Genomic DNA, 24,768 nt, shown 5'->3' on the forward strand with positions numbered 1-24,768 from the left:
CTATCCCAAAAAATGTTTGGGCTACAAGTCACCGAGAGAATTTCTTATAGGTGGCTAACTCGGAATTGAAATTTGCCAAGGCAGAAATTTTGTCTTTTATTCCGAGAAAATTTGTGATACTATCCCCGCTTTATTCTTTCTTGGCTCGGGGATAAACAGTCAGGGAAGTGACTGTTTATCTATTCCATATGATTCCTTTCTAATGATGGTTTAGTCGCTTTTCATTATAGGTCATATGGGACTTTTTTTTCTACACTAAAAAGGCTCCATAATCTCCACAGGGATTTACCAACTACAGTCTTATAGAGCTCGAAAAGCTATATTCTTGAGAGGACCAGCTTAATCTTCTCGTTTTTAATGTTTGCCGCTGTTGAAATTTCTTTTACAAAGTTTTGTTCTATATTACAAACCATATTCCCCGAATTTTCTGAAAATTTTTGGTATAATAGTAAAAAATAATCTTTAGATAGGAAATACTATGACTGCAACAAAAATGAACGCTCAAGAGATCATCCAATTTATCGCCAATGCTGAGAAGAAAACGGCTGTGAAAGTGACCTTTGAAGGTCAGTTGGTGGCAGAAGTTCCGGCAACTGTCATCAAGCTGGGCAATGTCCTCTTTGGTGACTGGAAGGATGTGGAGCCGCTTTTGGCTGGCTTGACGGAAAATGTGGATTATGTGGTGGAAAATGACGCTCGCAACTCAGCTGTGCCATTGCTTGACAAGCGCGCTATCAACGCTCGTATCGAGCCGGGGGCCATTATCCGTGACCAAGTCGCTATCGGTGATAATGCGGTCATCATGATGGGTGCCGTTATCAACATCGGTGCGGAAATCGGTGCAGGGACTATGATTGACATGGGTGCCGTTCTTGGTGGTCGTGCAACGGTCGGTAAAAATAGCCATATCGGTGCAGGTGCAGTGCTTGCAGGAGTGATTGAGCCAGCATCAGCAGACCCAGTTCGCGTCGGCGATAATGTCTTGGTCGGTGCTAATGCCGTTGTCATCGAAGGCGTGCAAATCGGTAGCGGTTCTGTCGTTGCGGCAGGTGCCATTGTGACTCAAGACGTGCCTGAAAATGTGGTAGTAGCAGGTGTTCCAGCCCGCATTATCAAAGAAATCGACGCTCAAACCCAACAAAAAACAGCCTTGGAAGAGGCTCTCCGTACACTCTAAGAGGTAGTTCATGCTCGATTTAATTGCGACTAGGCGTGCCCTCCACCAAATTCCTGAAATTGGGATGGAAGAGTTCAAGACCCATGCCTATTTGATGGACGTCATTGGTCAGCTACTGGAAAATTGTGCTTTTGCTCAAGTTCGGACCTGGAAAACGGGTATTTTGGTCCATCTGACAGGTTCTGCGCCGGAAAAAAACATCGGTTGGCGGACGGATATTGACGGCTTGCCTATCGTTGAGGAAACGGGGCTGGATTTCAAATCTCTCCATCCTGACCGTATGCATGCCTGTGGACATGATTTTCACATGACCATTGCCTTGGGGCTTTTGGAGAAAATGGCAGAACAGCAACCCAAGCATAATCTGCTCTTCCTCTTTCAGCCTGCAGAGGAAAATCTGGCTGGCGGCATGCTCATGTATGAGGCAGGTGCCTTTGGTGAGTGGTTGCCAGATGAATTTTATGGGCTCCATGTCCGACCAGACCTCAAAGTTGGTCAAATGGCCACCAACCGTGCGACCCTTTTTGCGGGCACTTGTGAAGTCAAGATACGGTTTACTGGAAAAGGTGGCCACGCAGCATTTCCCCATACCGCAAATGACGCCCTTGTGGCGGCTAGCTACTTTGTGACCCAAGTCCAGTCGGTGGTTAGCCGCAATGTGGACCCGATAGAGGGGGCAGTGGTAACCTTTGGGCACATGCAGGCGGGCACGACCAATAACGTCATCGCCGAAACGGCCTTTTTGCACGGCACCATTCGGGCCTTAACGCAAGACATGAGCCTTTTAGTGCAAAAACGTGTCCGTGAGGTGGCTGAAGGCATTGCCAAATCTTTTGGTGTAGAGCTAGACATCGTACTCAACCCAAGCGGCTATCTGCCTGTGGAAAACAATCCGAAACTAGCAGATGAATTCATGACTTACTTTGATGGTGTGGAGGGAGTTGAGATGATTGACTGCCCACCTGCCATGACGGGTGAGGACTTTGGTTATCTGCTCAACAAGGTACCGGGGGTCATGTTCTGGTTAGGAGTGGATACGCCTTATCCCCTCCACAATCCCCGTCTCAACCCCAATGAGGCTGCTCTTCCCTTGGCTGTGGATAAGTTGAGTGGATTTTTGAAAATGAAAGTGAACTAAGGTTGGTTTTCCAGCCTTTTTTCTGAAAAGGAGAATATTCTTTGGATAAAAAAATCATTCGTAAGGAAATGTTGGCTCAATTGAAGTTCTTGTCCTCGAGTCAGCGGGAGAAGAGCAGTCAGACCATGACTGATTTGTTGGTAGAGACAGAGGCTTACAAGTCTGCAACCTCTCTTGCCACCTATCTTTCCATGCCATATGAGTGGAATACGTGTTATCTGATTGAGCAGGCGCAAGCGGATGGTAAGCAGATTTTCATCCCTAAGACCTATTCACAAGGGCGGATGGATTTTGTAGAATATAATCCAAATGATTTGGTCAAGTCGGCTTTTGGTGTCTGGGAACCGGGAACTTATTCACAACCTGTGGATAAGTCTGTGATTAACTTAATTCATGTGCCCGGTTTGGCTTGGAATAAGGCCGGTTTTCGGATTGGCTATGGCGGTGGATTTTATGATCGCTACCTAGCTGATTTTCACGGGCAGACGGTGTCGACTTTGGCAGATTTTCAGCTACTGGCTATTGAGCCGGAGATATTTGACCAAGCAGTAAAGGAGTTAGTGATTGTTGAGACATATGTTTGATAGACGGTACCCTGTGACCAATGGCTTGTTGGCTGTGACGACGGCTGTATTCTTGCTCATCCAAATCTTGCGTTTTGGGCAGACGACCGCGGCCTATACGATTTTTGAATTTGGCGGTATGTATGGAGAGGCGGTACGCCAGGATCCTAGTCAGCTGTGGCGCCTGATTTCACCGATTTTTGTTCATATCGGCTGGGAACATTTTTTGTTTAACAGTATCACCTTGATTGGGCTGGGTTACCAGCTGGAAGGACTGTTTGGTCCGCGCCGCTTCTTTTTGCTGTATCTGTTGTCGGGAATGATGGGCAATCTTTTTGTTCTCTTTTTCACTCCGGGAGTGGTCGGAGCGGGAGCGTCGACCTCCTTATTTGGCCTCTTTGCGGCTATGGCCCTCCTGAGAAAATTTAGTCGCAGTCGCTATTTACAGGTTCTTGGGCAACGCTACATGATGCTTTTGGGGATGAACTTGTTGCTCGGGCTTTTTACACCTTCTATCTCTATGGCAGGTCATATCGGTGGCGCGGTCGGCGGTGCCCTAGTCGTCATTTTTCTTCCACCGCTTGTGGAAAAAAATCTGTTTTCTGGTAAGCAAATCTTTTACAGTTTTATTAGTTATTTAGCTATATTCATTCTCTTGTTGGGCATCTTTTATCTGGTATAAGAAAAAAACTAGCGATTTGCTAGTTTTTCTTTGTTTTCTCTAATGATTTACCAAGGTTAATCAAATATTGTTTCAAATCGTCTCTGACCTGTGGGTGTTGTAGGGCGTAGTCAATGGAAGTTTTCATGAAACCAAACTTATCACCGACATCATAACGAGCGCCCTTGAATTCACGAGCGAACACGCGTTGGGTTTTGTTGAGGGTATCAATGGCATCGGTCAATTGGATTTCGTTGCCGGAACCTGGTTTTTGATTTTCAAGAATTTCAAAAATTTCCGGTGTGAGAAGATAGCGACCGATAATGGCCAAGTCAGATGGAGCATCTTCAGGTTTTGGTTTTTCCACAAATGTATCGACACTGTAAAGGCCATTGACACCTTCGCCATGAGGTGCAATGACACCGTAGGCTGATACCTCTTCGTGGGGAACCGGCATAACAGCAATGGTTGAAGCATGTGTTTTTTCAAAATCGTTCATCAATTGTTTGGTCAATGGGACAGCTTTTTTATTGGTAATATCCATGAGGTCGTCACCCAACATGACAACGAAAGGCTCATTGCCGACAAAGGCCTTGGCTTGCAAGACCGCATCGCCCAAGCCACGCGGATGACTCTGACGAATGAAATGCAGGCGGATACCAGTTGTTTCATCGACCAGTTTGAGCAATTCATTCTTACCTTTTTCTTTTAAGTTGTATTCCAATTCAAAGTTTGAATCGAAGTGGTCCTCAATAGAACGTTTTGATTTACCAGTAACCACCAAAATGTCTTCAATGCCAGATGCAAGGGCTTCTTCAACGATAAATTGGATGGTCGGCTTGTCTACGATTGGCAACATTTCTTTAGCGAGAGCCTTTGTTGCAGGCAAGAAACGTGTTCCTAAACCAGCAGCAGGGATGACGGCTTTTCTAACTTTTTTCATACATTTTTCCTTTGTATTTATTGATGATTAACAATTTTATTAGTGCCATTCATTTTCATGACGGAATTCGCCGGACATGATTTCTTGGATGGCATCTTTGATTTGGGCACCCTGGTAGATGACCTTGTAAATGGCTTGGGTAATTGGCATGTAGACCCCGAGTTCTTTGGCCAATTCGTAGGCAGCCTTGGTCGTGGAAATTCCTTCGATGACCATGCCCATATTGGCTTCGATGTCTTCCAGTTTCTCGCCCTTACCAAGCAGGTCTCCAGCCCGCCAGTTGCGGGAATGAACTGATGTACCGGTGACAATCAAATCACCGACGCCAGACAGTCCACTGTATGTCAAGGGATTGGCACCCATGGCGACACCGAGGCGAGTGATTTCTGTCAAGCCACGAGCGATGATAGCAGCCTTGGCATTGTCACCATAGCCCAGACCATGCAAGGCCCCGGCTCCGACTGCGATAATATTTTTAAGAGCGCCAGCTGTTTCTACACCGATTACGTCGTTGTTAGTATAGAGACGGAAGTAGCGATTGCTGAAGAGATTTTGGACATAGGTTGCAGTTTCCAAATCTTTAGATGCGGCAGAAATCAAGGTCAAGTCGCGGACGATGGTTTCTTCAGCGTGGCTAGGACCGGAGACAACAACGACTTCTGAACGCAAGTCAGCAGGAATTTCTTCTTCCAAGACTTCTGACAAACGTTTATGAGTTTCTGGCTCAAGGCCCTTAGATGCGTGCATGACCACAACCTTGTGCTTGAGGGTCTCGGCAACCTGCTTGGCTACCAGACGGGTTACCTTGGTCGGTACGACAAAGAGCACAGCGTCGACCCCATCTAGCGTTTCAGCCAAATCCTTGTAGGCAACAATCTTCTCGTCTAGAACAATGTCCTTGAAATAGCGCGTGTTAGTATGTTTTTCATTGATTTCATCAATCTGCTCCGGGATATTTCCCCAGATACGGACACTATGCCCGTTATCATTGAGCACCTGAGCTAGGGCTGTTCCCCATGAGCCAGGTCCCAAGATAGCAATGGTTTGCTTTTCCATAATGCTTCCTCTGAATTCATGTTTTTACCATTATATCATATATAAAATTTTTTTGAAAATAGCAGAGCGAAAAAGGCGGCTTGCAGGAAAAGGACAGGTCGGTTTTTACAAAATGAAAAAATCTATGAAAACAAAGAAAATGTTTCATTTTGCTTGACAATAGTTCTCTAGAAAACTATAATGATTCTCATGGTCATTAACTAACAATGAAAGGAGTTTCGATGGGAGATTTTTTAGCAGAATTTCGTTCCCTACTCAATCAGGTGGAACAGATTGGTGACAAGATTTCCAAGGAACATGGTGTAGAGCATCTCGCTGGTCCTCAGGGATGGGCCTTGCTTTATCTAGCTAAGTGTTCTGACAAGGAAGTCTTTGTTAAGGACATTGAAAAAGAAATGAAAATTTCTAAATCAGTTGCTAGTAATCTGGTCAAACGAATGGAGAAAAATGATTTTATTCAAGTCATTCCATCCAAGCAGGATAAGCGCTACAAGCAGATTATCCTGACGGCGAATGGGCAGGAAAAAGTTAGTCGCCTAGATGACTTCCATCAGGAGCTGCACCAATCATTGTTTAATAAGATTACAAAAGAAGATTTTCAATTGGTGGAGCAGTGGGCCCATCAATTATCTGAAAATATTAAGGAATATAAGGAGAAGCACAATGTTTAAAGAAGCGATACTGCGTTATAAGTGGTATGCCTTGGCCTCGGTTTTATTAACTGCAACGGTCGTGACAACTGCTCTGCTACAGCCGAGCTACTTGAAGGATGTCTTGACAGCTGTCTTGACCAACGACAAGACAGAGATTGTTGAAGTCGGTAAACTCTTGCTGGTTATTGCTGGGATTGGACTTTTGGCTGGTTTAGCCAATACTATCGTGGCAGCGAAGATTTCCCAGGGGGTTTCGGCGGATATCCGCGAAAAAACTTTTAGAAAAATCCAAAGTTTTTCTTATGCAAATGTGGAAGAGTTTAATGCGGGGAATTTGGTCGTTCGGATGACCAATGATGTCACTCAGATTCAAAACCTGGTTATGATGCTCTTTACCATCCTCATGCGGGTTCCTATGTTGTTTGTCGGGGCTTTCATCATGGCGGTTCGGACCTTGCCTGAATTGTGGTGGGTCATCGTTCTGATGGTTATTTTGATCATGGCGATTATGGCTGTGGTCATGGGGGTTATGGGTCCACGATTTGGGAAATTCCAGACTCTGATGGACCGCATGAACGGCATTGCCAAGGAAAATCTGCGCGGTATCCGTGTGGTCAAGTCCTTTGTACAGGAAAAAAATCAATACGATAAGTTCAAGTCTGTGTCTAATGAACTCTTGGACCTCAACCTCTTTATCGGTTATGGTTTTTCAATCCTGCAACCCTTGATGATGTTTATTTCTTTCATGGCTATTTTCTTGTCCCTCTACCTGGTATCTGGGATGGTGGATACGAATTTTGAGGCGATTGGTGGCTTTACTTCCTTCATGAGCTACCTTATGCAGATTATGTTTGCTATTATCATGGCCTCTTTCATGGGCATGCAGGCATCTCGCGCAGCTATTTCCATCAAACGGATCAGCGAGGTCTTGGATACCGAGCCTGCTATGACCTTTAAAGATGTGGCAGATGAAGTACTCGAAGGCCGGATTGTCTTTGATAATGTCAGCTTTACCTATCCGCATGACACGGAGCCGACTCTGAAAAATATTTCCTTTGAGATTGAGCCAGGCCAAATGGTCGGTGTGGTTGGAGCGACGGGCGCTGGTAAATCAACGCTTGCCCAACTCATTCCGCGTCTCTTTGACCCGCAGGAGGGGACGGTCTCTATCGGGGGTCGTGACTTGAAAGAAGTCAATCAAAATACTCTTCGTAACACGGTTTCTATCGTCTTGCAGAAGGCCATTCTCTTCTCGGGTACTATTGCAGACAACCTGCGTCAGGGCGCGCCTGGGGCGGACTTGACACGCTTGGAGCGGGCCGCAGGTATTGCCCAGGCCAAGGAATTTATCGACCGTTTGGATGATAACTATGAAAGCCAGGTCGAGGAGCGGGGAAATAACTTCTCCGGTGGTCAGAAGCAACGGATGTCTATTGCCCGTGGTGTGATTTCTGAGCCAAAAGTCTTGGTACTAGATGATTCGACCTCAGCCCTTGATGCCAAGTCTGAGAAATTGGTACAAGAGGCCCTCAATCATGATTTGAAGGGGACAACGACGGTTATCGTTGCCCAGAAGATTTCTTCTGTTGTCAAAGCTGATAAGATTTTGGTACTTGATGAAGGTCATCTGATCGGCCAAGGTACCCACGCCGAGCTGGTAGCTACGAACGATGTCTACCGTGAAATCTACGAAACGCAGAAAGGGAGAGAAGAATAAATGAAGACTTTACGTTTCTTTTGGTTTTATTTTAAACGTTATAAACTGTCCTTTGCTATGATTTTTGTGGCTATTGTTGCGGCGACTTATTTGCAGGTGAAGACACCGGTTTTACTGGGGAATGCCATTACAGAATTGGGAAAAATTGGTCAGGCTTATTTTGCGGCGAAGCAAATGGGACAGACTGGTTTTAAGCCGGACATAGCTGATTTTAACGGGGTTATGCTCAACCTTCTCATGGCCTATGTGGTGACAGTTGTGTCGACCTTGATTTACACGCTCTTGTTCACTCGGATTGTGGCGCATTCGACCAACCGTATGCGTAAGGGACTTTTCGGTAAGCTGGAGCGTTTGACGGTTGCCTTTTTCGATAAGCATAAGGATGGAGATATTCTGTCACGCTTTACATCGGATTTGGACAATATTCAAAATGCCTTTAACCAGTCGCTGACCCAGGTTGTGACCAATATTGCCCTCTATATCGGTATGGTCTGGATGATGTTCCGTCAGGATGTCCGTCTGGCCTGGGTGACCGTTGCATCAACACCGATTGCCCTACTTGCTTTGGTGATTATTATCCGTCTGTCTCGTAAATACACGGACTTGCAGCAGGCAGCCGTTTCTAAGCTCAATGCCTATATGGACGAGAAAATTTCTGGTCAGAAGGCCATTATCGTCCAAGGGGTGCAGGAAGAAACGATCGATGGCTTTATGGAGCTCAATGAAGAAGTGCGTCGGACGACCTTCAAAGGGCGTCTCTTCAGCGGGGTGCTTTTCCCCTTCATGAACGGGATGAGCCTGGTCAATACGGCCATCGTTATCTTTGCAGGCTCCAGCATTGTACTCAATGATTCTTCCTTGGAAACAGCAGCAGCTCTTGGTTTGGTGGTGATTTTTGTTCAGTATTCGCAACAATACTACCAGCCAATCATGCAGATTGCGGCCAGCTGGGCAGAGTTGCAACTGGCCTTCACGGGTGCTCATCGTATTCAGGAAATGTTTGACGAACCTGAAGAAGTTCGCCCTGAAAATGCACCGCATTTCACCGTACTCAAAGAAGGCGTGGAAATCAAGCACATCGACTTTGGCTACCTACCTGGTCAGAAGGTCTTGGACAAGGTGTCTATCTCGGCACCTAAGGGTAAAATGGTGGCGGTCGTTGGCCCGACGGGATCTGGTAAGACTACCATTATGAACCTGATCAACCGTTTCTACGATGTCAATGGGGGTAGCGTGGCATTTGACGGTCGTGATATCCGTGAATACGACTTGGATAGTCTGCGTGACAAGGTTGGTATCGTCTTGCAGGAATCTGTCCTCTTCTCTGGTACCATTGCGGACAATATCCGCTTTGGCGATGAGACTATTTCGCAGGAAATGGTGGAAACCGCAGCTCGTGCCACCCATATCCACGACTTTATCATGAGCTTGCCAGAGGGCTATGAAACCTTTGTGACCGATGATGAGAATGTCTTCTCGACAGGTCAGAAACAGCTGATTTCCATTGCCCGTACGCTTTTGACAGATCCACAAGTCTTGATTTTGGACGAAGCAACGTCAAACGTTGATACCGTAACGGAAGCCAAAATCCAAAAGGCTATGGAGGCTATTATCGCAGGACGGACCAGCTTCGTCATTGCCCACCGCCTCAAAACCATTCTCAATGCGGATGAAATCATCGTCCTCAAAGACGGAAAAGTCATCGAGCAGGGCAACCATAGCCAACTTCTTAAACTTAACGGCTTCTACGCCGAACTCTATCACAATCAGTTTGTGTTTGAATAATCCACTTCGAAAACCACAGACAGACCTTGTTGACTAAATGACTTCAGTGGTGGATTTCAGTTTGTTCCCATGAAAGGTTAGAGGAACAGAATTGTATATGTGTCGCATAGTCCGATTTTGATTTTCATTGAATATAAGAATGTGAATAGCAAAAACCAGTCAATCTATATCTGTGATTGACTGGTTTTTAAGTATGTGTTCTACAAGACTTCAAGTTTAAGATAGATAACTTGATGCATTCAGTCTTGTAAGATGGATTTTTTTGGAATGTTTTCATGTTCATCTGATGTAGTTTATTAGTGATTTTTTTGTATGACTAGGTGTCATTTTTTGTTACTAAGAGATAAGCAACTGAAAAACCGACACTAATCCCTAGGGTAATCCACCATTTGAAGGGTTGGTGGAACATCCAAGAGCGAAGTCCACTAAGTAGGAAAACAACTGAGTGGAGGCCGATTAGAGTGAAAACGATTGATTTTTTTTGAAAGAGATTGGTTCGTTTCATAATTGTTCTCCTTTCCCCAATGCTCTATGTGGGATTAAAATAGAAAAGAAAGTGAACTTGCCAGAGCAATAAGTAGGAAAATCCCTTGCCAAATTGGGAAATCTTTCTGAATGAACTTGTCCCCGTACAATGCAAGGGCTAGAGAAATCCAGAGAATGATTATTTTCAAGTAAACCATGGTGAGCACCTCCTAAGAAAGGGGTTGGATTTATCCGTGAGATTAGTAGATAATCAAGATGTTTATGTTGGTTATGTCCATTCCCATTTATTTAGTTTTTGGAACAAGAAAATTCCAAATGGCCGCAGCTCGTGTTGCTGGGTGCTGTCTGTTTATTTCAAGGAATAACTCTGAAACTTCTGGAGTCAATGAGTTGCTTATTGCAAGAGGCGAAAGTTCTTGTTTTAAGTAAGCGATGACCTTTAAAAGGTATTCGTCATGTTGAAGGGCAGTTTGTGCATGTTGTAATATCGCAAGCTCTTGGACCGATAAGAGCTGTGTGTTAAGGATAGTCTCAATTTGCCCTAATAAAGTTTTGTTCATTTTGATATCTCTTATTATCTCTCCTTACATATATATCACAAAATTCGAAGCCTAAGTATTGATTCCCAGTACGACAACAAATGTTGCAAGATAGGCTACGAAAAGCAAAAATAGGCTATAGAGACCAATGATTCCCCATTTTTTTGCAGGAGATACTTGCTTTTTATTTAATGTTTTAACTAGTTTATAACCTAGAAATAAACAAGCAAGGAATAGAATGAGTGCTAATAGTTTTATGATTAAAAAAATGATGAATGCAGCAGTCATGGTTGCACCTCCTAGCTATGTTTTATGAAAGAGGGAGGAATGAGTAATGTGCGTATTTATTTCTTGCAAGCCTTGTGTCAGGTAAAATTGGTATTCATTCAAGAACATTGATTTTGATAGTGAAAGCCCATTTGCCAAGTGTGTAGAAATTATCTAAATCATAAATGAATAATCCGCTGACACTTATCGGCAATATATGGATCGTGTGTGACGATAATCACTGTTTTTCCACTAGCATTCATTTCTATGAGAAATTGCAGGATTAAGTCCCTATTTTCCTGATCTAATGATCCCGTTGGCTCATCTGCTAAGATAAGATTGCTTGGCTTGAGTAGAGCACGAGCGATAGCGATTCGTTGCTGTTCTCCTCCAGACAGCTCTGAAATTTTTTGTTTTAGCGTGTTTGCTAGTCCGATTTTTTCTAGTATATTTTTTATAGACTCTTCCTTTTCCTTTTTTGATAATCTGGTATATTTTAATGCCATTAGGAGATTATACTCGACGCTTTCGTTCTCAATTAGAGCAAAATTTTGGAATAGATAGGAAATTTGTTCCCGAATTATTTTTTGAGATACCCTAGTGTTTACAGGTACGTTTGAATGACCAAATAGGAGGTAATTTCCTTCGTATTCACCGTCAAGCAAGCCAATGATGTTTAGTAATGTTGTTTTTCCGCTACCACTTTTTCCAACAATTGCGACTAGTTCACCTTGTTCAATGTTGAGGGAAAAATCATGTAGGATATGTTTTTGACCAATCTTTTTAAAGATATGTTCTAAATGAATCATAAGTTCTCTCCTTTCAAGTATTGTACAAGATTTTTTTGCTCCATGCGCAGTGATGTAAATAGGAAAATACCTCCATCAGCAATGGCAAATAGTAAAAAAAGTGCAAGAGGAAATAGTGACTTACCAGCTACCAAAATAACTGGAAGAGGTAGCAAATATAGTAGAGTTAGTCCGATTAGAATAGGTTTGTAGCGGTCAAAAAGTGACCATCCTAAAAATTTCATAGTGATGATATGAGATTTTCTCCAAAGAAACATACTTTTTACAATAAAATAGGAAACAACAATGCTCAGTAAGCAGATAATCGCAAACAGGGTGACGAAGTTACGACTAGCGTCTCGGAAACTATCTACACGCCCTTGCTGAATAGATTTTATTGATGAGAACTTGAAATAGCTATCATCAGGTAATTTCTGAAGAATTTGTTCAATTTTTTGTTGATGTTGAGGGGTGTTTGCAATTTTAATTGGGCTACTTAGTCCAGTATTGGATAGATGCGCTCTATCCTCCCACGACATGTCGTTGTCATTGACTAAACTAATCATTGGATTAGTAAAATTGTTGGATAAGGTTTCGTTGTATGGGAAGAATGTCCAGTCGTCGTCATAATAAATGTATTCAACATCTACCTCGCCGACTGTTTTTGTCACTTGTTCTTCATATTTCAGTAACAGCAAACCAATCAATTTTGCTAGATTTTCGTCAGACTCTTCATTCTTTTTCATTGATGCTGGAAAGAAAATAGTCATCTGTTTACTTGTATGTGGAATCGGAAATCCTATGCTCTCGAGATAGGATTTGTTGGCATATAGAACAGGGATGTCATTAGCCAATGTTGAATGTTCAAATTCTTTGAGATGTGAGAAATTACTAGGGTTTATGATACTAGAACGAATATAATAGGTTGGAAGATTTTCTGTCAAATTCTTATATAAGGAGTAATAATATTGATGAGCTTTGTCAGAACCAGACAGGCTATCTTGCCAGAGTTGATTTCCTGATTTTACGGTTTCGAGTGTTAGGAAATCTCCCTGTTTTTCCCATTGTTCTTGATAGTTCAATTCTTGGTGTTCCTCATAAATGCTGTTTCCGACACCAATCATCAATATAGTGATAAGAAGTGTGAGACAGCATTTGAAGAAATTATTGATATAGAACCCTGTTTTGAAGGAAACAAATCCTTTTATGATAGATGCGGCATTGATGCGTTGGATAATTGTGATGACTAAAATGTTGATGAGTAGATAGACTTGAAGGAGGATAAAATGCGCTAACAGCATCATAGCTGTAAAACCTTGAGGTATGTAGTCAAAAAACAAAAACGGTAAACTATTTAGAATGATGCTACCGATTCCCATAATTAGTATATTTTGTTTTACATAGCGATAGAAAATCTCTAAGTTAGTGTATCCAAGTATTTTTTCAACGCCGATATGTTTGATATCTAAAATTGGTTGGTAAACAGAAGTTAATGAAAGGAGTAAAAATGCGATACAGCAGATGAGTGCTACTAGTAGCAGGTCTCTGTTTATTAATTCTACTGCTGTTTCAAAGGTTGGAGTCAATAGTGTAGAAGAATCAATATTGAAAAAATGACTTAATTCCTGTACTATTTCAGTATCGTTTATTGATTTTGTTGATGTGACGGTATACTGACCATTTAGTGTATGGGATGTATCTTGAAAATAGTTTTTTAAAGTGATGAGCCGTATCGTCTTGGCCTGCAAAAATGTTGGGATATGCCCTAGTTTGTCGGAAGATTGTATATTTGTATAAGATCCACTTCCGTCTTCATTAAAAGTAAGTTGCTGGATTCCAAAATCTTTATAAGGAAATGTCTCATGAGAAAAAACACCTGCTTTTATTACCTCGGTGTTGCTATCTGTTTTGACAATTGAAACGTCGTATTTATCAGCAATTTTTTCAAAAAAATGCAGTAAATCCTGTGAAGGAACGGCACTATCGCGTAAATAAAATTGAAATGAATAGTCAGTCGTTCCTAATTCACGTATGCGATTGATTTCCTTAGTATAGTGTAGATTTACAACGATAAAACTGACACAACACAGAAGTAGAATCATACAGAAATGGTTTAGCCTTTTCATCTGAACACCTCCTTATAAACGTTTTCCAACCAGCACACCAATAGAGCTGGTTGGAAAATAATTATCTCTTTGAAATTGACTATCAGTCATTCATCAATTGAGGAGCAATAGTTGTTCCCGATTACCCTACTATCAAACATTTTTGAATATGGTAATCGTTTTTCTCTTAATTTCATGGTCTGTGGAAAACTAATTTCAGTGCATATCAAAAACCATAGAAATATTCCATGCCAGTTGGTGGGATTTTAGTAATAGATGCTTTTGCCCAAATACCTGCGCCTTGGCGTTGACGGTTTTCATGTTGCCCATTTTTAACAGTAGCGGTATGAGAACGCGTTGGATGATGGTAGTTGGAATACCCGTAGGTTCCTGTCCATCCAACTCCATAATGCCATTCACCACCATCGACAAAATCTGCAAAGGCGACTGTGGATACCATTAAACTACAAGCAATTCCCAAGGCAAAACCCAATTTAGCAAACTTTTTCATGATAATTTTCCTTTCTAAGTGTATTTTTATTTTTAAGATTAGCTTTCCCATCCCCTCCACCCAACATATGGTTTCCAGTCATTTTCCTCCTTTCCAGAGTGGTGAGATGGTAATAGCTTATTTATTGATAACTGGCCAAATGATAACCCATCCATCCCCTAAAAGTTGAGGGGCTAGTAGGATGGCTGAGTAAGTTAAAAGCAAAAGATAATTTTTCCAAGTTTTCATAAGAGTACCTCCTATTATTATTTTTGTTTTTCTTTACTATTATGGTATCATATAATAAATGCGATTGATGAAAACGTAAACATTTCTCACATATATTTTTGGAGGTCTTGTATGAAATGGGATTTTGGGACAGTCTTAAAAGAAATTCGTAAGTCCAAAGGGCTTAGCCAGCAGGAAGTTTGTGGAGATGCCCTGTCACGGACAACCCTATCAAAAATTGAAAACAACAAAGAATACCCGACCATTGCTCACTTTTCCCATATTCTTCGTCAGTTGGATATGACCTTTGCAGAGTTTGACTATATCTGCCATGCCTATCAGCCTTCGGAACGTTCTACTATCATCCATCGCTTTGAAAATCTGAGAGGACAATTTTTTTCTGAATCAAACTGTCAAGATTTTTTGTACCAAGTAAATCAGTATTTGAAGAAGCAAGAAGATATACGGGTTCAGCGGATAGAACAACAGATACAGTTAGCTCTCTCTATCTATCAAACAGGAGATGGGGAGCGAACCAGACAGTTGGGTCAAGCACTCTGGAAGGAATTGGAGAAGTCAGACACTTGGTATTTAGCTGACTTTCGTAAGTTGGGGTTGGTGCTTCCGATTATTCCTGTATCTCATTTGAAAGGCTTTGTAGATAAAATCTTGCTTTCCTTGGACAAGTATAAGGACTTCAGAGATGTACAGGTTAGCCAGTTTGCTTTTCTCTACAACCTATCAACCGTTTTACTGAAAAATGGGGAGTATCAACTTTGTGTTTCAGTAATGGAGAGAGTTTATGCCATGGCTCAGGAAAGTATGCGGATTGATTATGTAGGCATGGCTAATGTCCGTATGGGTATCTTTCAGCAGGATAGAGGGATGGTGGACAAGGGGCTTGCCATTCTCCGAGCTGCAGACTTGCTGGAGCTGGTTGAACATTTGGAGAAAGAAGTCGAGGAGTATTGGGAGATTTTTGGCTCGGAAAAGGATTGAATTGCTTGAGCTAGTTTATAGTAGTAGCACCTGTTTGTCAGGTGTTTTTTGTTGAAAATCGCAGGCTTTGATGAATTAGTGTATAATAGACCTATGAAAAGACTGAGCGTTCGAGTTGAATTATTTCCCCTGAAAAAAGAAGAAATCCATGCCTACTTAGATGACAAGGGTGTTTTAGTGAATGACTATTTCAAGACCTACCTAGCTCACTCGACATATCAAGTGGTGGAGGAGCAGCAAGAGTGCTTGGTTGAGATTGTCAGCCTAGCTGACATGGGATTTGATAGGGAAGCAACTGCTCCTCAGATAGAGGAGAGAGCCGTGGAGATGGGTTTTCAATTACCACCAGCTCATCTGGGAGTTTATCTTCGGTTGGCCTTGTTGGAACAGGAAGTCAGTCAAGATGCTATACTCTCCCAAGGGAAATCACCAGACGGAGCCATTTGCCTGCTGTCGCCTCAGTTGGAAGAATTCACCTTCCCTCGCAGTGTCTATCTTCGTAAGGTTGACCAAGACTTGTGGCTACGTGCGGCTCGCTTTGATGACGAGTATGCCTTTCCCTTAACAACACTTTTTGCATTTGTGACGAAAAATGCGAATGAACAATATGAGTAAAAAGAAGAAAATGATGTAAGGAGTTCTTATGAAAATCCGTGGTTTCGAACTGGTCAGCCAGTTTACTGATGAAAATTTATTGCCAAAACGTGAGACCGCTCATGCAGCAGGTTACGACCTGAAGGCTGCAGAAACTGTCAGCTTGGAGCCAGGTGAGATTAAGCTGGTGCCGACTGGTGTTAAGGCTTATATGCAGGCCAACGAGGTCCTCTACCTCTACGACCGCTCGTCCAATCCTCGCAAGAAGGGGCTGGTTTTGATTAACTCGGTTGGGGTTATCGACGGCGACTACTATGGAAATCCAGCCAACGAAGGCCACATCTTTGCCCAGATGCGAAACATCACAGAAGAAACCGTGTTGGTGGAAGCTGGCGAGCGGATCGTACAGGCTGTTTTTGCACCCTTCCTCTTGGCTGACGGCGACCAGGCCGACGGCGTTCGGACGGGTGGATTTGGCTCGACAGGGAAATAGGAGGAAATCATCATCGCTAAGAAAAAAACAACCTTTGTCTGCCAAAATTGTGAATATCATTCACCCAAGTACCTGGGGCGCTGTCCTAACTGTGGTTCTTGGTCTAGCTTTGTTGAAGAAGTCGAAGTGGCGGAGGTCAAAAATGCCCGCGTCAGCCTGACTGGTGAGAAGACCCGACCTATGAAGCTCAATGAAGTTTCGTCTATTCAAGTCGCTCGCACCAAGACCAATATGGAGGAATTCAACCGCGTCCTCGGTGGCGGCGTGGTGCCGGGCAGTCTGGTCCTGATCGGAGGCGATCCAGGAATCGGGAAATCCACCCTGCTTTTACAGGTATCGACCCAGCTTTCGACCATTGGCACCGTCCTCTATGTGTCGGGGGAAGAGTCTGCCCAGCAGATTAAGTTGCGGGCGGAGCGTCTGGGCGACATCGATAGCGAGTTCTATCTCTATGCGGAGACCAATATGCAGAGCATTCGGACCGAGATTGAGAAGATAAAACCAGATTTCCTGATTATCGACTCTATCCAGACCATTATGAGCCCTGACATTTCTAGTGTGCAAGGTTCTGTCAGTCAGGTCCGTGAAGTGACCAATGAACTCATGCAGATTGCCAAGACCAACAACATCGCAACCTTCATCGTCGGCCACATGACCAAGGAAGGCACCCTGGCTGGACCGCGGACCTTGGAGCACATGGTCGATACAGTTCTCTATTTTGAGGGCGAGAGACAGCACACCTTTCGTATCTTGCGGGCGGTCAAAAACCGCTTTGGCTCCACCAACGAAATCGGCATTTTTGAAATGCAGTCACAGGGCTTGGTCGAAGTCCACAATCCCAGCGAAGTCTTTCTGGAAGAGCGTCTGGACGGGGCGACAGGCTCTGCTATTGTCGTGACCATGGAGGGCACCCGCCCTATCCTTGCAGAAGTGCAGGCCCTGGTGACGCCGACCATGTTTGGCAATGCCAAGCGGACCACGACAGGCTTGGACTTCAACCGTGCCAGCTTGATTATGGCGGTTTTGGAAAAACGGGCAGGCCTGCTCCTCCAAAACCAAGATGCCTATCTTAAGTCAGCAGGCGGTGTCAAACTGGATGAGCCAGCTATTGACCTGGCGGTCGCAGTTGCCCTTGCCTCCAGCTACAAGGACAAGCCAACCAACCCACAAGAGTGCTTTATAGGCGAAATCGGTCTGACAGGGGAAATCCGCCGCGTCAATCGGATTGAACAACGGATTAACGAAGCCGCCAAACTAGGCTTTACCAAGGTCTATGCCCCTAAAAATTCCCTGACAGGAATCAAGGTACCAAAGGAAATCACCGTTATCGGAGTGACCACCATTGGCGAAGTCTTGCAGAAGGTGTTTGGGTGATATAGGCGTATGACCTGTATCAATCAATATGATAAGAATTAGTATTATAGAAGAGTTTGGCGTTTTCCAAACTCTTTTAATCTTTACTATCTGCCAAATTTAGCTGGCATTATGTTTACTAGTCGTTCTTGAGCCCAGTCTGAATTTGATTTCAAGAGAAGTAAATTGGGCTCAAATTGGGTAGAAATTATTTTTGAAAGGGTTTACAATGTTATTAAGGAGGAACTTATGATTGATAATCGTACACTTGCAATCCTCATGGAATTATTTGCTACTAGTCAAATGAACCTATATGAATTAAGTATTCAGACGGGAATCGACAAAGGCACACTTCAATCCAGTATCGAAATTGTCAATCAGTTATTAAAAGAGCAGTCATTAGACTCTATAGATTTTAATGAGGAATACTATAGTGTTCCAGACTCGTTATTAAAGAGTAAGGATCAAATATTTCAGTTGTTTAGCAATAGGCAAATCTATTTATCTCAGGAACAGCGCCAACTAGTTATTTATCTCTATACTTTTATTCGAAAAGATTTTGTATCCAGCTTTTTATCTTGTCGCCTTCTCACCTAACTTGGCTTGAAAAATTCCTTGAATTATGGGACACTAGGTCTATGGATAGAATACGTCGTGAATTTCAAAAGGTTTATTATAATCTGGATAAAATCCTGCTCTTGTTTTTTGTCTCCTTTACTGTTATGGAGTTTGTATGGATTCCGCTCAATTCCTGGTTGGCAGAATTTCTTCTGTCGCTGACAGGCCATGCCTACCTATCTCCAACAAATATCCTCCAAGTCCTATCTAGCAATCTTTTTGTTACTATTCTTTTTGCTCTGCTGGTCATTCTAAATATCTTGGTTGCCTATCTGGAAATTGCCCTCATCTTTACTGGGGTTAGGCAGTTGTTGGACAGTCGGGTCAAGCATTTGAGAGATTATATTAAGGATGTTGGACGGGATATGGTGGGGATTATTGGCCATGCCAGTCTCGCTAAAATTAGCTTTCTCCTATGCTATGCAACGGTGTTATTGCCCTTTTTGCGTAGGATTTTGAATATTTATTATTTTAATAAGCTAGTCATTCCTCAATTTGTGTTGGATTATCTTGAAAAGAACAATCTTGTAGCCTTAGTGATTGCTCTAAGTTTGTTGGTCTTTTCTTGGTTATCTGCTAGGCTCATGTATGCTATACCTAAGATTTATTTTGAACACCGAGGGGTCAAGGAATCAGTAGCCCACTCCTGGAATCAAACCCGGGGGTGGCAGCAGTTGGTAGCCTACGCCCGCCTCTTGTGGACAATGACCTTGCCTGGTCTGGTTATACTTGGTGTTGGGCTCACCCTCTATCTGTTCCAGCTTTTGGTGGACAAGACTCTGCCTTCCCTGGCCTATCCCCTGGCCTTGCTGAGCTTCATCCTCTTCAGGCTGACCTACTATGGGGCTATTGCCATGTTTATGACCAAGTTTGTGACTCTCTTGACTGGTCAGCATTTACCAAGCTACCGACGAAAGCGCCTGCGTCACCGCCTCCGTTTGCTGATTGTGGTAAGCTCTGCCTTACTCTTTGGTTTGGACGGGGCTCTCAGCCTTTATTATCCCTTTGAAAGCCTGCCAGTGACCATTTCTCACCGAGGTGTGGATGATGAAAATGGTGTCCAAAATACCCTTGAATCTCTGGAGTTAACTGCCCAGCTCAGGCCGGATTTTGTGGAGATGGACATTCAGGAGACCAAAGACGGTCAGTTTGTCGTCATGCATGATACGAATTTGTTGGCCTTGACGGGAAATACCGGAGGTACGCACGATTATAGCTTGCAGGAGTTGACCTCCATGACCGCCTCGGAAAACGGTCAGTCTGCACCAGTTCCGTCCTTCGATGCCTATCTGGATAAGGCAGACCAATTGGGTCAGAAACTCCTGGTCGAAATCAAGGAGACCAAGCAAGATAGTCCTGATTTAGCTAAGAATTTTGTCAAAAAATATGGAAAACGCCTCTTGGCCAAGGGGCATCAGTTTCATTCGCTAGATTATCAGATCATTGTAGAAATCGAGAAGGTTCTGCCCCAGCTAAAAACCTATCTGATTTTGCCCTTTAACAGTATCTATCCTCAGACAGTAGCGGATGGCTACACCATGGAATATACTTCTCTGGACCAAAATTTCATGATGAAGTCTTGGTTACGCGGCAAGTCGGTCTATGTCTGGACGCCCAATGATGAGGACGAAATGACACGAATGGCTATGCTTCAGGTGGATGGGATTATCACCGACCAGCTTGAGAGCTTGCAGAGGGTTGAAGACAGTCTGCGGTCAACCACTCGCTATGCAGATTTGTTCCTCTTGCAGGTCGAGTCATTGTTATATGGATTGTAAAAAACGTGAGTTCGGATGGAACCCACGTTTTTAATGTGAAATGGGAAGGAATTCCCATCGAAAGCAAGTTTTGAGAGCTTCATACTAGCCTAGGAGTTGTGCCATTCTTCTCTGAGAATGCCGTATTTGACAGAGTCATAGTAGTATCCCTGCCAGTAGCGAACCTTGCGAATCTGTCCTTCTTTTCGCATGCCAATCTTTTCAGCTACCCGCATCATGCCAGGATTACCAGACCAGGTGGTCAGTCCGATGTGTTCCAGTTCTGGCATGCTTGTGAAAATCTGACGAATCCATTTCTGGAGGGCTAGGGTTGCGAATCCTTTTCCCCATTGGTTCTCATTATAGATTTCGATACCAACTTCTAGCCAGCGTGTGGCTTGATTTTCCCAATAATAACTAACCATTCCGATTGGCTCTCCATCTACCAAGATGCCTCGAACTTCTTCTGTTTGGAACCAAGGATAGCGCGGTGATTCTTGGAAATTGGTGAAGTCTTTATAAGCCTGATAGTCATCGAAATAGGGTGCTGCGAATTCTTTCCAGTAGGGTTTTTCGTCAGAGAAGCCTATTTTCCAAATAGTTAGGAGTGCTTGTTCTGTAAGAGGGAGGAGTTCTAGGTTGGACATGGGAGTGTTCCTTTCTAAAACGGCAATTTCCCTGCGAAGGCACCGAGTTTCTTCTTGGTTGCCTCATCAATTTGTTCCAGCGCTGCATTAACCGCCTGAATGGTCATATCCTGCAAGGTTTCGATGTCGTCAGCGTCAACAACTTCAGGCTTGAAGTCGATGGCAACCAATTTCTTGTCGCCTGTCAAAGTTGCGGTGACCAAGTCTTGTGCAGAAGTGCCTGTAAACTGGGCTGCAGCCAGTTCAGCCTGGCTTTGCTCCATTTGCTTTTGCAATTTCTGGGCCTGTTTCATCATTTGTTGCATATTCATCATAGTGTCTTTCCTCCAAAAGTATTCTGGAAGTATTATAGCATGAAAAGTGCCGAATTGAGTAGGAAAAAAGTTAGAGAAAATTAAAATATTAACCTACTTTAAGTTGACTTTGTGGAAAAAATCGCTTATAATAAAAGAAAAAACTGGTTATAACCAGATGAAACGAGGAGGACCTATGTTCCGTTTAGCAAAAGAAGAACTTGAAAAGTTGGGTGCCCATATTACAGCGGGTGAGATTTTCCAACAGCCTGGACTCTGGCGCGAGGCCTACCAGCTCTATCTCGATAAGCTTGAAGTCATAGAGCGCTTTGTGGCTAACATCAAGGAGAAACATGATTTTGTCCATGTCATTTTGACGGGGGCAGGGACATCTGACTTCGTTGGTCAGAGCATCGCCAACTACCTCAATAATGTCAATGACTTGAAACGCATTCGCTTCTCAGCCATTGGTACGGTAGAATTGGTTGGTCGTCCGCATGATTATCTTCAGGCTGATGTACCGACTATCCTGGTATCCTTTGCCCGTTCTGGAAATTCTCCAGAGAGTGTGGCAGCGGTGGAAATTGCCAAGACACTGGTTGACACCCTTTACCAAGTAACGATTACCTGTGCACCTGAAGGGAAATTGGCTCAAGCGGCAGAGGGAGATGCAGACAATCTCTTGCTCTTGCAACCAGCCGGCTCCAACGATAAGGGCTTTGCCATGACAGGTTCTTACAGCTGTATGTCCTTGACGGCCCTGCTTGTCTTCTCGCCAGCTAGCCAAGAAGAAAAAGCTGCATGGGTCGACACCATAGCTCGCCTTGGCCAGGATGTCTTGGACCGTGAGGACTTCATCCAAGGGATTATTGATCTGGATTTTGAGCGCGTGATTTACCTGGGAGCAGGCGGTTTCTACGGGGTTGCCCACGAGGCTCAGCTGAAGATTTTGGAATTGACCGCTGGTAAGATTGCGACCATGTACGAGTCTCCGCTCGGTTTCCGTCATGGACCAAAATCCTTTATCAACGACAAGACCTTGATTTTCCAATTTGTCTCAAATGATGCTTATACACGTCAGTACGATGTGGACCTCTTGAATGAGGTGCATGGGGACGCAATAGCAGAGCGAATTGTTGCCCTTTCTGCATCGAAATTGGAAGGCACTGAGGCACCAAATTTCGTCCTCGCAGAAGGCGGAGCAGAGCTACCAGACGTCTTCTTGACCTTCCCTTACATCATCTTTGCACAGACAGTGTCTATCATGGCAGCCATCAAGTGTAAGAACTTACCAGATACACCATCCCCAACAGGCACCGTAAACCGTGTAGTGCAAGGTGTGATTATTCATCCTTTAGAAAAATAGGCAGTAAAAAAAAACGAGTTGCAGGTGCAGCTCGTTTTCTTTTCTTGCAATCGGAGGAAAATTTAGTTAGACTAAATTAGTAACCGCTTTCAATTTTGCCCTGGAAGGAGAAGAAATGGACAGATACTATCGTTTACTCAAGGAAAAGTTTCCAACTAAATCAGCCGTTATGACAGAGCTCATCAATTTAGAAGCTATTCAGCATCTCCCTAAGGGGACTGAATATTTCGTCAGTGATTTGCATGGTGAATTTGAGGCATTTGACTATTTGTTGAGAAGTGGAGCAGGTCTTATAAAACATAAGATCAATGATTGTTTTGCGGCGGAACAAAATGATAAAAGGGTATTGGAGGAACTCGCCTTATATATTCTGTATCCAAAAGAAAAGATGGAGAGGGATGTGAGCCAGTTCGGCGAAAGTGGTCTAGAGACTCGTCTGTTAGCTATCCTTCCTTTGATGTTGGAATTTACCCGATTTTTAGGTGAAAAATACAGTCGTTCCAAAGTTAGAAAGGCAATGCCAAAAGAATTTGCTTATATTATCGAAGAATTGCTGACAGAGAGTGAAAATAGGGCTGCAAAGCAAAAATATGTTACCGCTATTTTAGCCAAAGTTGCTCAATTAGATCAATTGGAAGAGTTAGTAGGGGCCTTATCAATGTTGATTCAGCGACTCAATGTGGACCATTTACATGTGGTTGGGGACATCTATGATCGTGGTAAAGATCCTGATCGAATATTAGATACCCTTCTCCAACATCAATCGGTTGATATTCAGTGGGGTAATCATGACATAACTTGGATGGGGGCAATTTCGGGCTCACTTGTCTGTTTAGTTAATGTGATTCGGATTGCTGCTCGCTATAATAATTTAGAATTATTGGAAGAACGATACGGGATTAACTTGCGTCCCTTAGTCGCTTATAGTCAAAAATATTTTTCTTATCAACAAGCTTTTGAACCAGTTTTAGATGGGGAAGTATTAAGTCAAGCAGAGTCAGTCGTATTAAATCAATTGCAGCAGGCAACAGCACTATTGCAATTTAAATTGGAAGAACAGTTAATCAAACGTAGACCAGAGTTTAAATTGAACCATCGAAGACTCTTGAGTCAGGTAGATTTTGTTACGAATACCATTTGTTTGAACGGAGTAGAGTATCCATTGGATGGTCTAACCACAGAAACCATTGATCAAAAAGAACCAACCCAGCTCAGCTTGGAAGAAGTAGCGCTTCTGCAACAGTTAAATCACAGTTTTCAGCAGTCTGAAAAATTACGTCGCCATGTTGATTTTTTATTTGAAAAAGGTAGCATGTACCTGGTCTACAATCAGAATTTGCTCTTTCATGGCTGCCTGCCTCTTCACGAAAATGGAGATTTCAAGTCTTTGAGAATAGATGGAATAGCTTATGCAGGTAAGGACTTGCTTGATTTTTATGAAGCATCCATTAGAAGGGCCTATAAGAATCCAGAAATTCAGGATGATCGTGAGACAGACCTCTTTTGGTACCTCTGGGTGGGTGAAAGTTCCTCTTTGTTTGGAAAGAAAGCGATGACGACCTTTGAGCGATATTATATTTCTGATAAAACGACCCACTTTGAGGAGAAGAATGCCTATTATCGCTTGCGCAATCAAAAGGATATTTGCCAACTGATTTTAGAGGAGTTTGGTTTAACTGTTGACGGTCGCATTATCAATGGACATACACCAGTGCGCGAGAAAATTGGGGAAAGTCCAATAAAAGCAGATGGCCAGATGTTGGTGATTGATGGCGGCTTTGCAAAAGGCTATCAGGCCAAGACAGGATTAGCTGGCTACACATTGGTTTCCAACAGCTATGGATTACAACTTGTTGCCCACAGGCCGTTTACAGGTGTTGATACAGTCTTGGCTGGTGGAGGAGAGATTATTTCTGCTCAACGTTTAGTAGATGAGGTGCATCATCGGATATTGGTAAAGTCTACTACAATCGGTTCTAAGCTAGCTAAAGAAATTCAGGAGTTGGACTATCTTTACCAGAACTTTGAAGAATTCTAAATACAAAAACGAGT

General features: G+C 43.3%; 26 protein-coding genes. 15 read left to right on the forward strand and 11 right to left on the reverse strand.

The annotated features are described in order from the left end of the window. Positions 1 to 478 precede the first annotated feature (478 nt). Genes dapD through ACHBHN_RS08495 form a run of 4 tightly spaced genes read left to right on the forward strand, consistent with a single transcriptional unit; the run spans position 479 to position 3,560 of the window. Complete coding sequence (dapD, locus tag ACHBHN_RS08480; RefSeq protein ID WP_105111782.1) at positions 479 to 1,177, forward strand: 2,3,4,5-tetrahydropyridine-2,6-dicarboxylate N-acetyltransferase; 699 nt, start codon at positions 479 to 481, stop codon at positions 1,175 to 1,177. Positions 1,178 to 1,187: 10 nt separating this feature from the next. Beyond that, on the forward strand, positions 1,188 to 2,315 hold the full coding sequence (locus ACHBHN_RS08485; protein WP_105111783.1) for an N-acetyldiaminopimelate deacetylase: 1,128 nt from the start codon (positions 1,188 to 1,190) through the stop codon (positions 2,313 to 2,315). A 41-nt stretch (positions 2,316 to 2,356) separates the two neighbouring features. Continuing rightward, entirely contained in the window at positions 2,357 to 2,899 is a 543-nt protein-coding gene (locus ACHBHN_RS08490) for a 5-formyltetrahydrofolate cyclo-ligase (protein WP_105160262.1), read from the forward strand. Beyond that, entirely contained in the window at positions 2,892 to 3,560 is a 669-nt protein-coding gene (locus ACHBHN_RS08495; RefSeq protein WP_394733947.1) for a rhomboid family intramembrane serine protease, read from the forward strand. Before ACHBHN_RS08490 ends, ACHBHN_RS08495 begins: the two co-directional genes overlap by 8 nt. A 19-nt stretch (positions 3,561 to 3,579) precedes the next feature. On the opposite strand, the gene galU is transcribed toward ACHBHN_RS08495, so the two are convergent. Further along, positions 3,580 to 4,482 carry a UTP--glucose-1-phosphate uridylyltransferase GalU gene (gene galU, locus ACHBHN_RS08500; protein WP_105160261.1) on the reverse strand — a complete coding sequence of 301 codons (903 nt, stop codon included), beginning with the start codon at positions 4,480 to 4,482 and terminating at the stop codon, positions 3,580 to 3,582. A gap of 39 nt (positions 4,483 to 4,521) precedes the next feature. Beyond that, positions 4,522 to 5,538: an NAD(P)H-dependent glycerol-3-phosphate dehydrogenase gene (locus ACHBHN_RS08505; protein WP_394733928.1), complete on the reverse strand. Its 1,017-nt coding sequence runs from the start codon at positions 5,536 to 5,538 to the stop codon at positions 4,522 to 4,524. Positions 5,539 to 5,759: 221 nt separating this feature from the next. On the opposite strand from ACHBHN_RS08505, the gene ACHBHN_RS08510 reads away from it, so the two are divergent. Genes ACHBHN_RS08510 through ACHBHN_RS08520 form a run of 3 tightly spaced genes read left to right on the forward strand, consistent with a single transcriptional unit; the run spans position 5,760 to position 9,693 of the window. Then, positions 5,760 to 6,209, forward strand: a complete 450-nt coding sequence (locus ACHBHN_RS08510; RefSeq protein ID WP_394733929.1) for a MarR family winged helix-turn-helix transcriptional regulator — start codon at positions 5,760 to 5,762, stop codon at positions 6,207 to 6,209. Further along, positions 6,202 to 7,908, forward strand: a complete 1,707-nt coding sequence (locus ACHBHN_RS08515; protein WP_172063941.1) for an ABC transporter transmembrane domain-containing protein — start codon at positions 6,202 to 6,204, stop codon at positions 7,906 to 7,908. The genes ACHBHN_RS08510 and ACHBHN_RS08515 overlap by 8 nt, the downstream gene beginning before the upstream one ends. Continuing rightward, positions 7,909 to 9,693 (forward strand): ABC transporter ATP-binding protein, encoded by a 1,785-nt coding sequence (locus ACHBHN_RS08520; RefSeq protein WP_394733930.1) that lies wholly within the window; start codon positions 7,909 to 7,911, stop codon positions 9,691 to 9,693. A gap of 316 nt (positions 9,694 to 10,009) precedes the next feature. On the opposite strand, the gene ACHBHN_RS08525 is transcribed toward ACHBHN_RS08520, so the two are convergent. The 7 genes from ACHBHN_RS08525 to ACHBHN_RS08555 form a co-directional block, all read right to left on the reverse strand. Continuing rightward, on the reverse strand, positions 10,010 to 10,198 hold the full coding sequence (locus ACHBHN_RS08525; RefSeq protein ID WP_394733931.1) for a hypothetical protein: 189 nt from the start codon (positions 10,196 to 10,198) through the stop codon (positions 10,010 to 10,012). A gap of 34 nt (positions 10,199 to 10,232) precedes the next feature. Beyond that, positions 10,233 to 10,376 carry a hypothetical protein gene (locus ACHBHN_RS08530; protein WP_394733932.1) on the reverse strand — a complete coding sequence of 48 codons (144 nt, stop codon included), beginning with the start codon at positions 10,374 to 10,376 and terminating at the stop codon, positions 10,233 to 10,235. An 87-nt stretch (positions 10,377 to 10,463) separates the two neighbouring features. Next, positions 10,464 to 10,739 (reverse strand): bacteriocin immunity protein, encoded by a 276-nt coding sequence (locus ACHBHN_RS08535; RefSeq protein ID WP_394733933.1) that lies wholly within the window; start codon positions 10,737 to 10,739, stop codon positions 10,464 to 10,466. Positions 10,740 to 10,790: 51 nt separating this feature from the next. After that, positions 10,791 to 11,006, reverse strand: coding sequence for a hypothetical protein (locus tag ACHBHN_RS08540; protein WP_099811549.1), 216 nt, complete (start codon positions 11,004 to 11,006; stop codon positions 10,791 to 10,793). Between the two features lie 158 nt (positions 11,007 to 11,164). Next, positions 11,165 to 11,794, reverse strand: a complete 630-nt coding sequence (locus tag ACHBHN_RS08545) for an ABC transporter ATP-binding protein (RefSeq protein WP_394733934.1) — start codon at positions 11,792 to 11,794, stop codon at positions 11,165 to 11,167. Continuing rightward, the gene (locus tag ACHBHN_RS08550; protein ID WP_394733935.1) at positions 11,791 to 13,899 is read right to left on the reverse strand and encodes an amino acid ABC transporter permease; all 2,109 of its coding nucleotides are present in this window, start codon (positions 13,897 to 13,899) and stop codon (positions 11,791 to 11,793) included. The genes ACHBHN_RS08545 and ACHBHN_RS08550 overlap by 4 nt, the downstream gene beginning before the upstream one ends. Positions 13,900 to 14,104: 205 nt before the next feature. Then, entirely contained in the window at positions 14,105 to 14,389 is a 285-nt protein-coding gene (locus ACHBHN_RS08555) for a lactococcin 972 family bacteriocin (RefSeq protein WP_024384175.1), read from the reverse strand. Between the two features lie 339 nt (positions 14,390 to 14,728). Here ACHBHN_RS08555 and ACHBHN_RS08560 point away from each other — a divergent pair, with 339 nt between their 5' ends. The 6 genes from ACHBHN_RS08560 to ACHBHN_RS08585 all read left to right on the forward strand — a co-directional run bounded on the left by ACHBHN_RS08560 (position 14,729) and on the right by ACHBHN_RS08585 (position 20,431). Further along, positions 14,729 to 15,595, forward strand: coding sequence for a helix-turn-helix domain-containing protein (locus ACHBHN_RS08560; protein WP_394733936.1), 867 nt, complete (start codon positions 14,729 to 14,731; stop codon positions 15,593 to 15,595). A gap of 93 nt (positions 15,596 to 15,688) precedes the next feature. After that, positions 15,689 to 16,210, forward strand: coding sequence for a hypothetical protein (locus ACHBHN_RS08565; protein ID WP_394733937.1), 522 nt, complete (start codon positions 15,689 to 15,691; stop codon positions 16,208 to 16,210). A gap of 28 nt (positions 16,211 to 16,238) precedes the next feature. Continuing rightward, entirely contained in the window at positions 16,239 to 16,682 is a 444-nt protein-coding gene (locus ACHBHN_RS08570) for a dUTP diphosphatase (protein WP_105160257.1), read from the forward strand. A gap of 6 nt (positions 16,683 to 16,688) precedes the next feature. Continuing rightward, complete coding sequence (radA, locus tag ACHBHN_RS08575) at positions 16,689 to 18,056, forward strand: DNA repair protein RadA (protein WP_394733948.1); 1,368 nt, start codon at positions 16,689 to 16,691, stop codon at positions 18,054 to 18,056. Between the two features lie 228 nt (positions 18,057 to 18,284). Further along, on the forward strand, positions 18,285 to 18,632 hold the full coding sequence (locus ACHBHN_RS08580) for a hypothetical protein (protein ID WP_105110614.1): 348 nt from the start codon (positions 18,285 to 18,287) through the stop codon (positions 18,630 to 18,632). 41 nt (positions 18,633 to 18,673) lie between these two features. After that, entirely contained in the window at positions 18,674 to 20,431 is a 1,758-nt protein-coding gene (locus tag ACHBHN_RS08585; RefSeq protein WP_105122350.1) for a glycerophosphodiester phosphodiesterase, read from the forward strand. An 89-nt stretch (positions 20,432 to 20,520) separates the two neighbouring features. On the opposite strand, the gene ACHBHN_RS08590 is transcribed toward ACHBHN_RS08585, so the two are convergent. Together ACHBHN_RS08590 and ACHBHN_RS08595 are read right to left on the reverse strand one after the other, a co-directional pair. Continuing rightward, positions 20,521 to 21,057 (reverse strand): GNAT family N-acetyltransferase, encoded by a 537-nt coding sequence (locus ACHBHN_RS08590; RefSeq protein ID WP_172022600.1) that lies wholly within the window; start codon positions 21,055 to 21,057, stop codon positions 20,521 to 20,523. A gap of 14 nt (positions 21,058 to 21,071) precedes the next feature. Continuing rightward, a complete protein-coding gene (locus ACHBHN_RS08595; RefSeq protein WP_172095654.1) occupies positions 21,072 to 21,371 on the reverse strand; it encodes a YbaB/EbfC family nucleoid-associated protein in 300 nt (99 codons plus the stop codon). A gap of 175 nt (positions 21,372 to 21,546) precedes the next feature. Between ACHBHN_RS08595 and ACHBHN_RS08600 the strand changes: the two genes are divergently transcribed. Both ACHBHN_RS08600 and ACHBHN_RS08605 read left to right on the forward strand, forming a co-directional pair. Beyond that, entirely contained in the window at positions 21,547 to 22,716 is a 1,170-nt protein-coding gene (locus ACHBHN_RS08600; protein ID WP_394733047.1) for an SIS domain-containing protein, read from the forward strand. A gap of 115 nt (positions 22,717 to 22,831) precedes the next feature. Next, on the forward strand, positions 22,832 to 24,754 hold the full coding sequence (locus ACHBHN_RS08605) for a fructose-1,6-bisphosphatase (RefSeq protein ID WP_394733048.1): 1,923 nt from the start codon (positions 22,832 to 22,834) through the stop codon (positions 24,752 to 24,754). Positions 24,755 to 24,768 lie beyond the last annotated feature (14 nt).

Origin of the sequence: Streptococcus sp. A22 (genome assembly GCF_043674215.1) — a bacterium.
Classification (GTDB): domain Bacteria; phylum Bacillota; class Bacilli; order Lactobacillales; family Streptococcaceae; genus Streptococcus; species Streptococcus suis_V.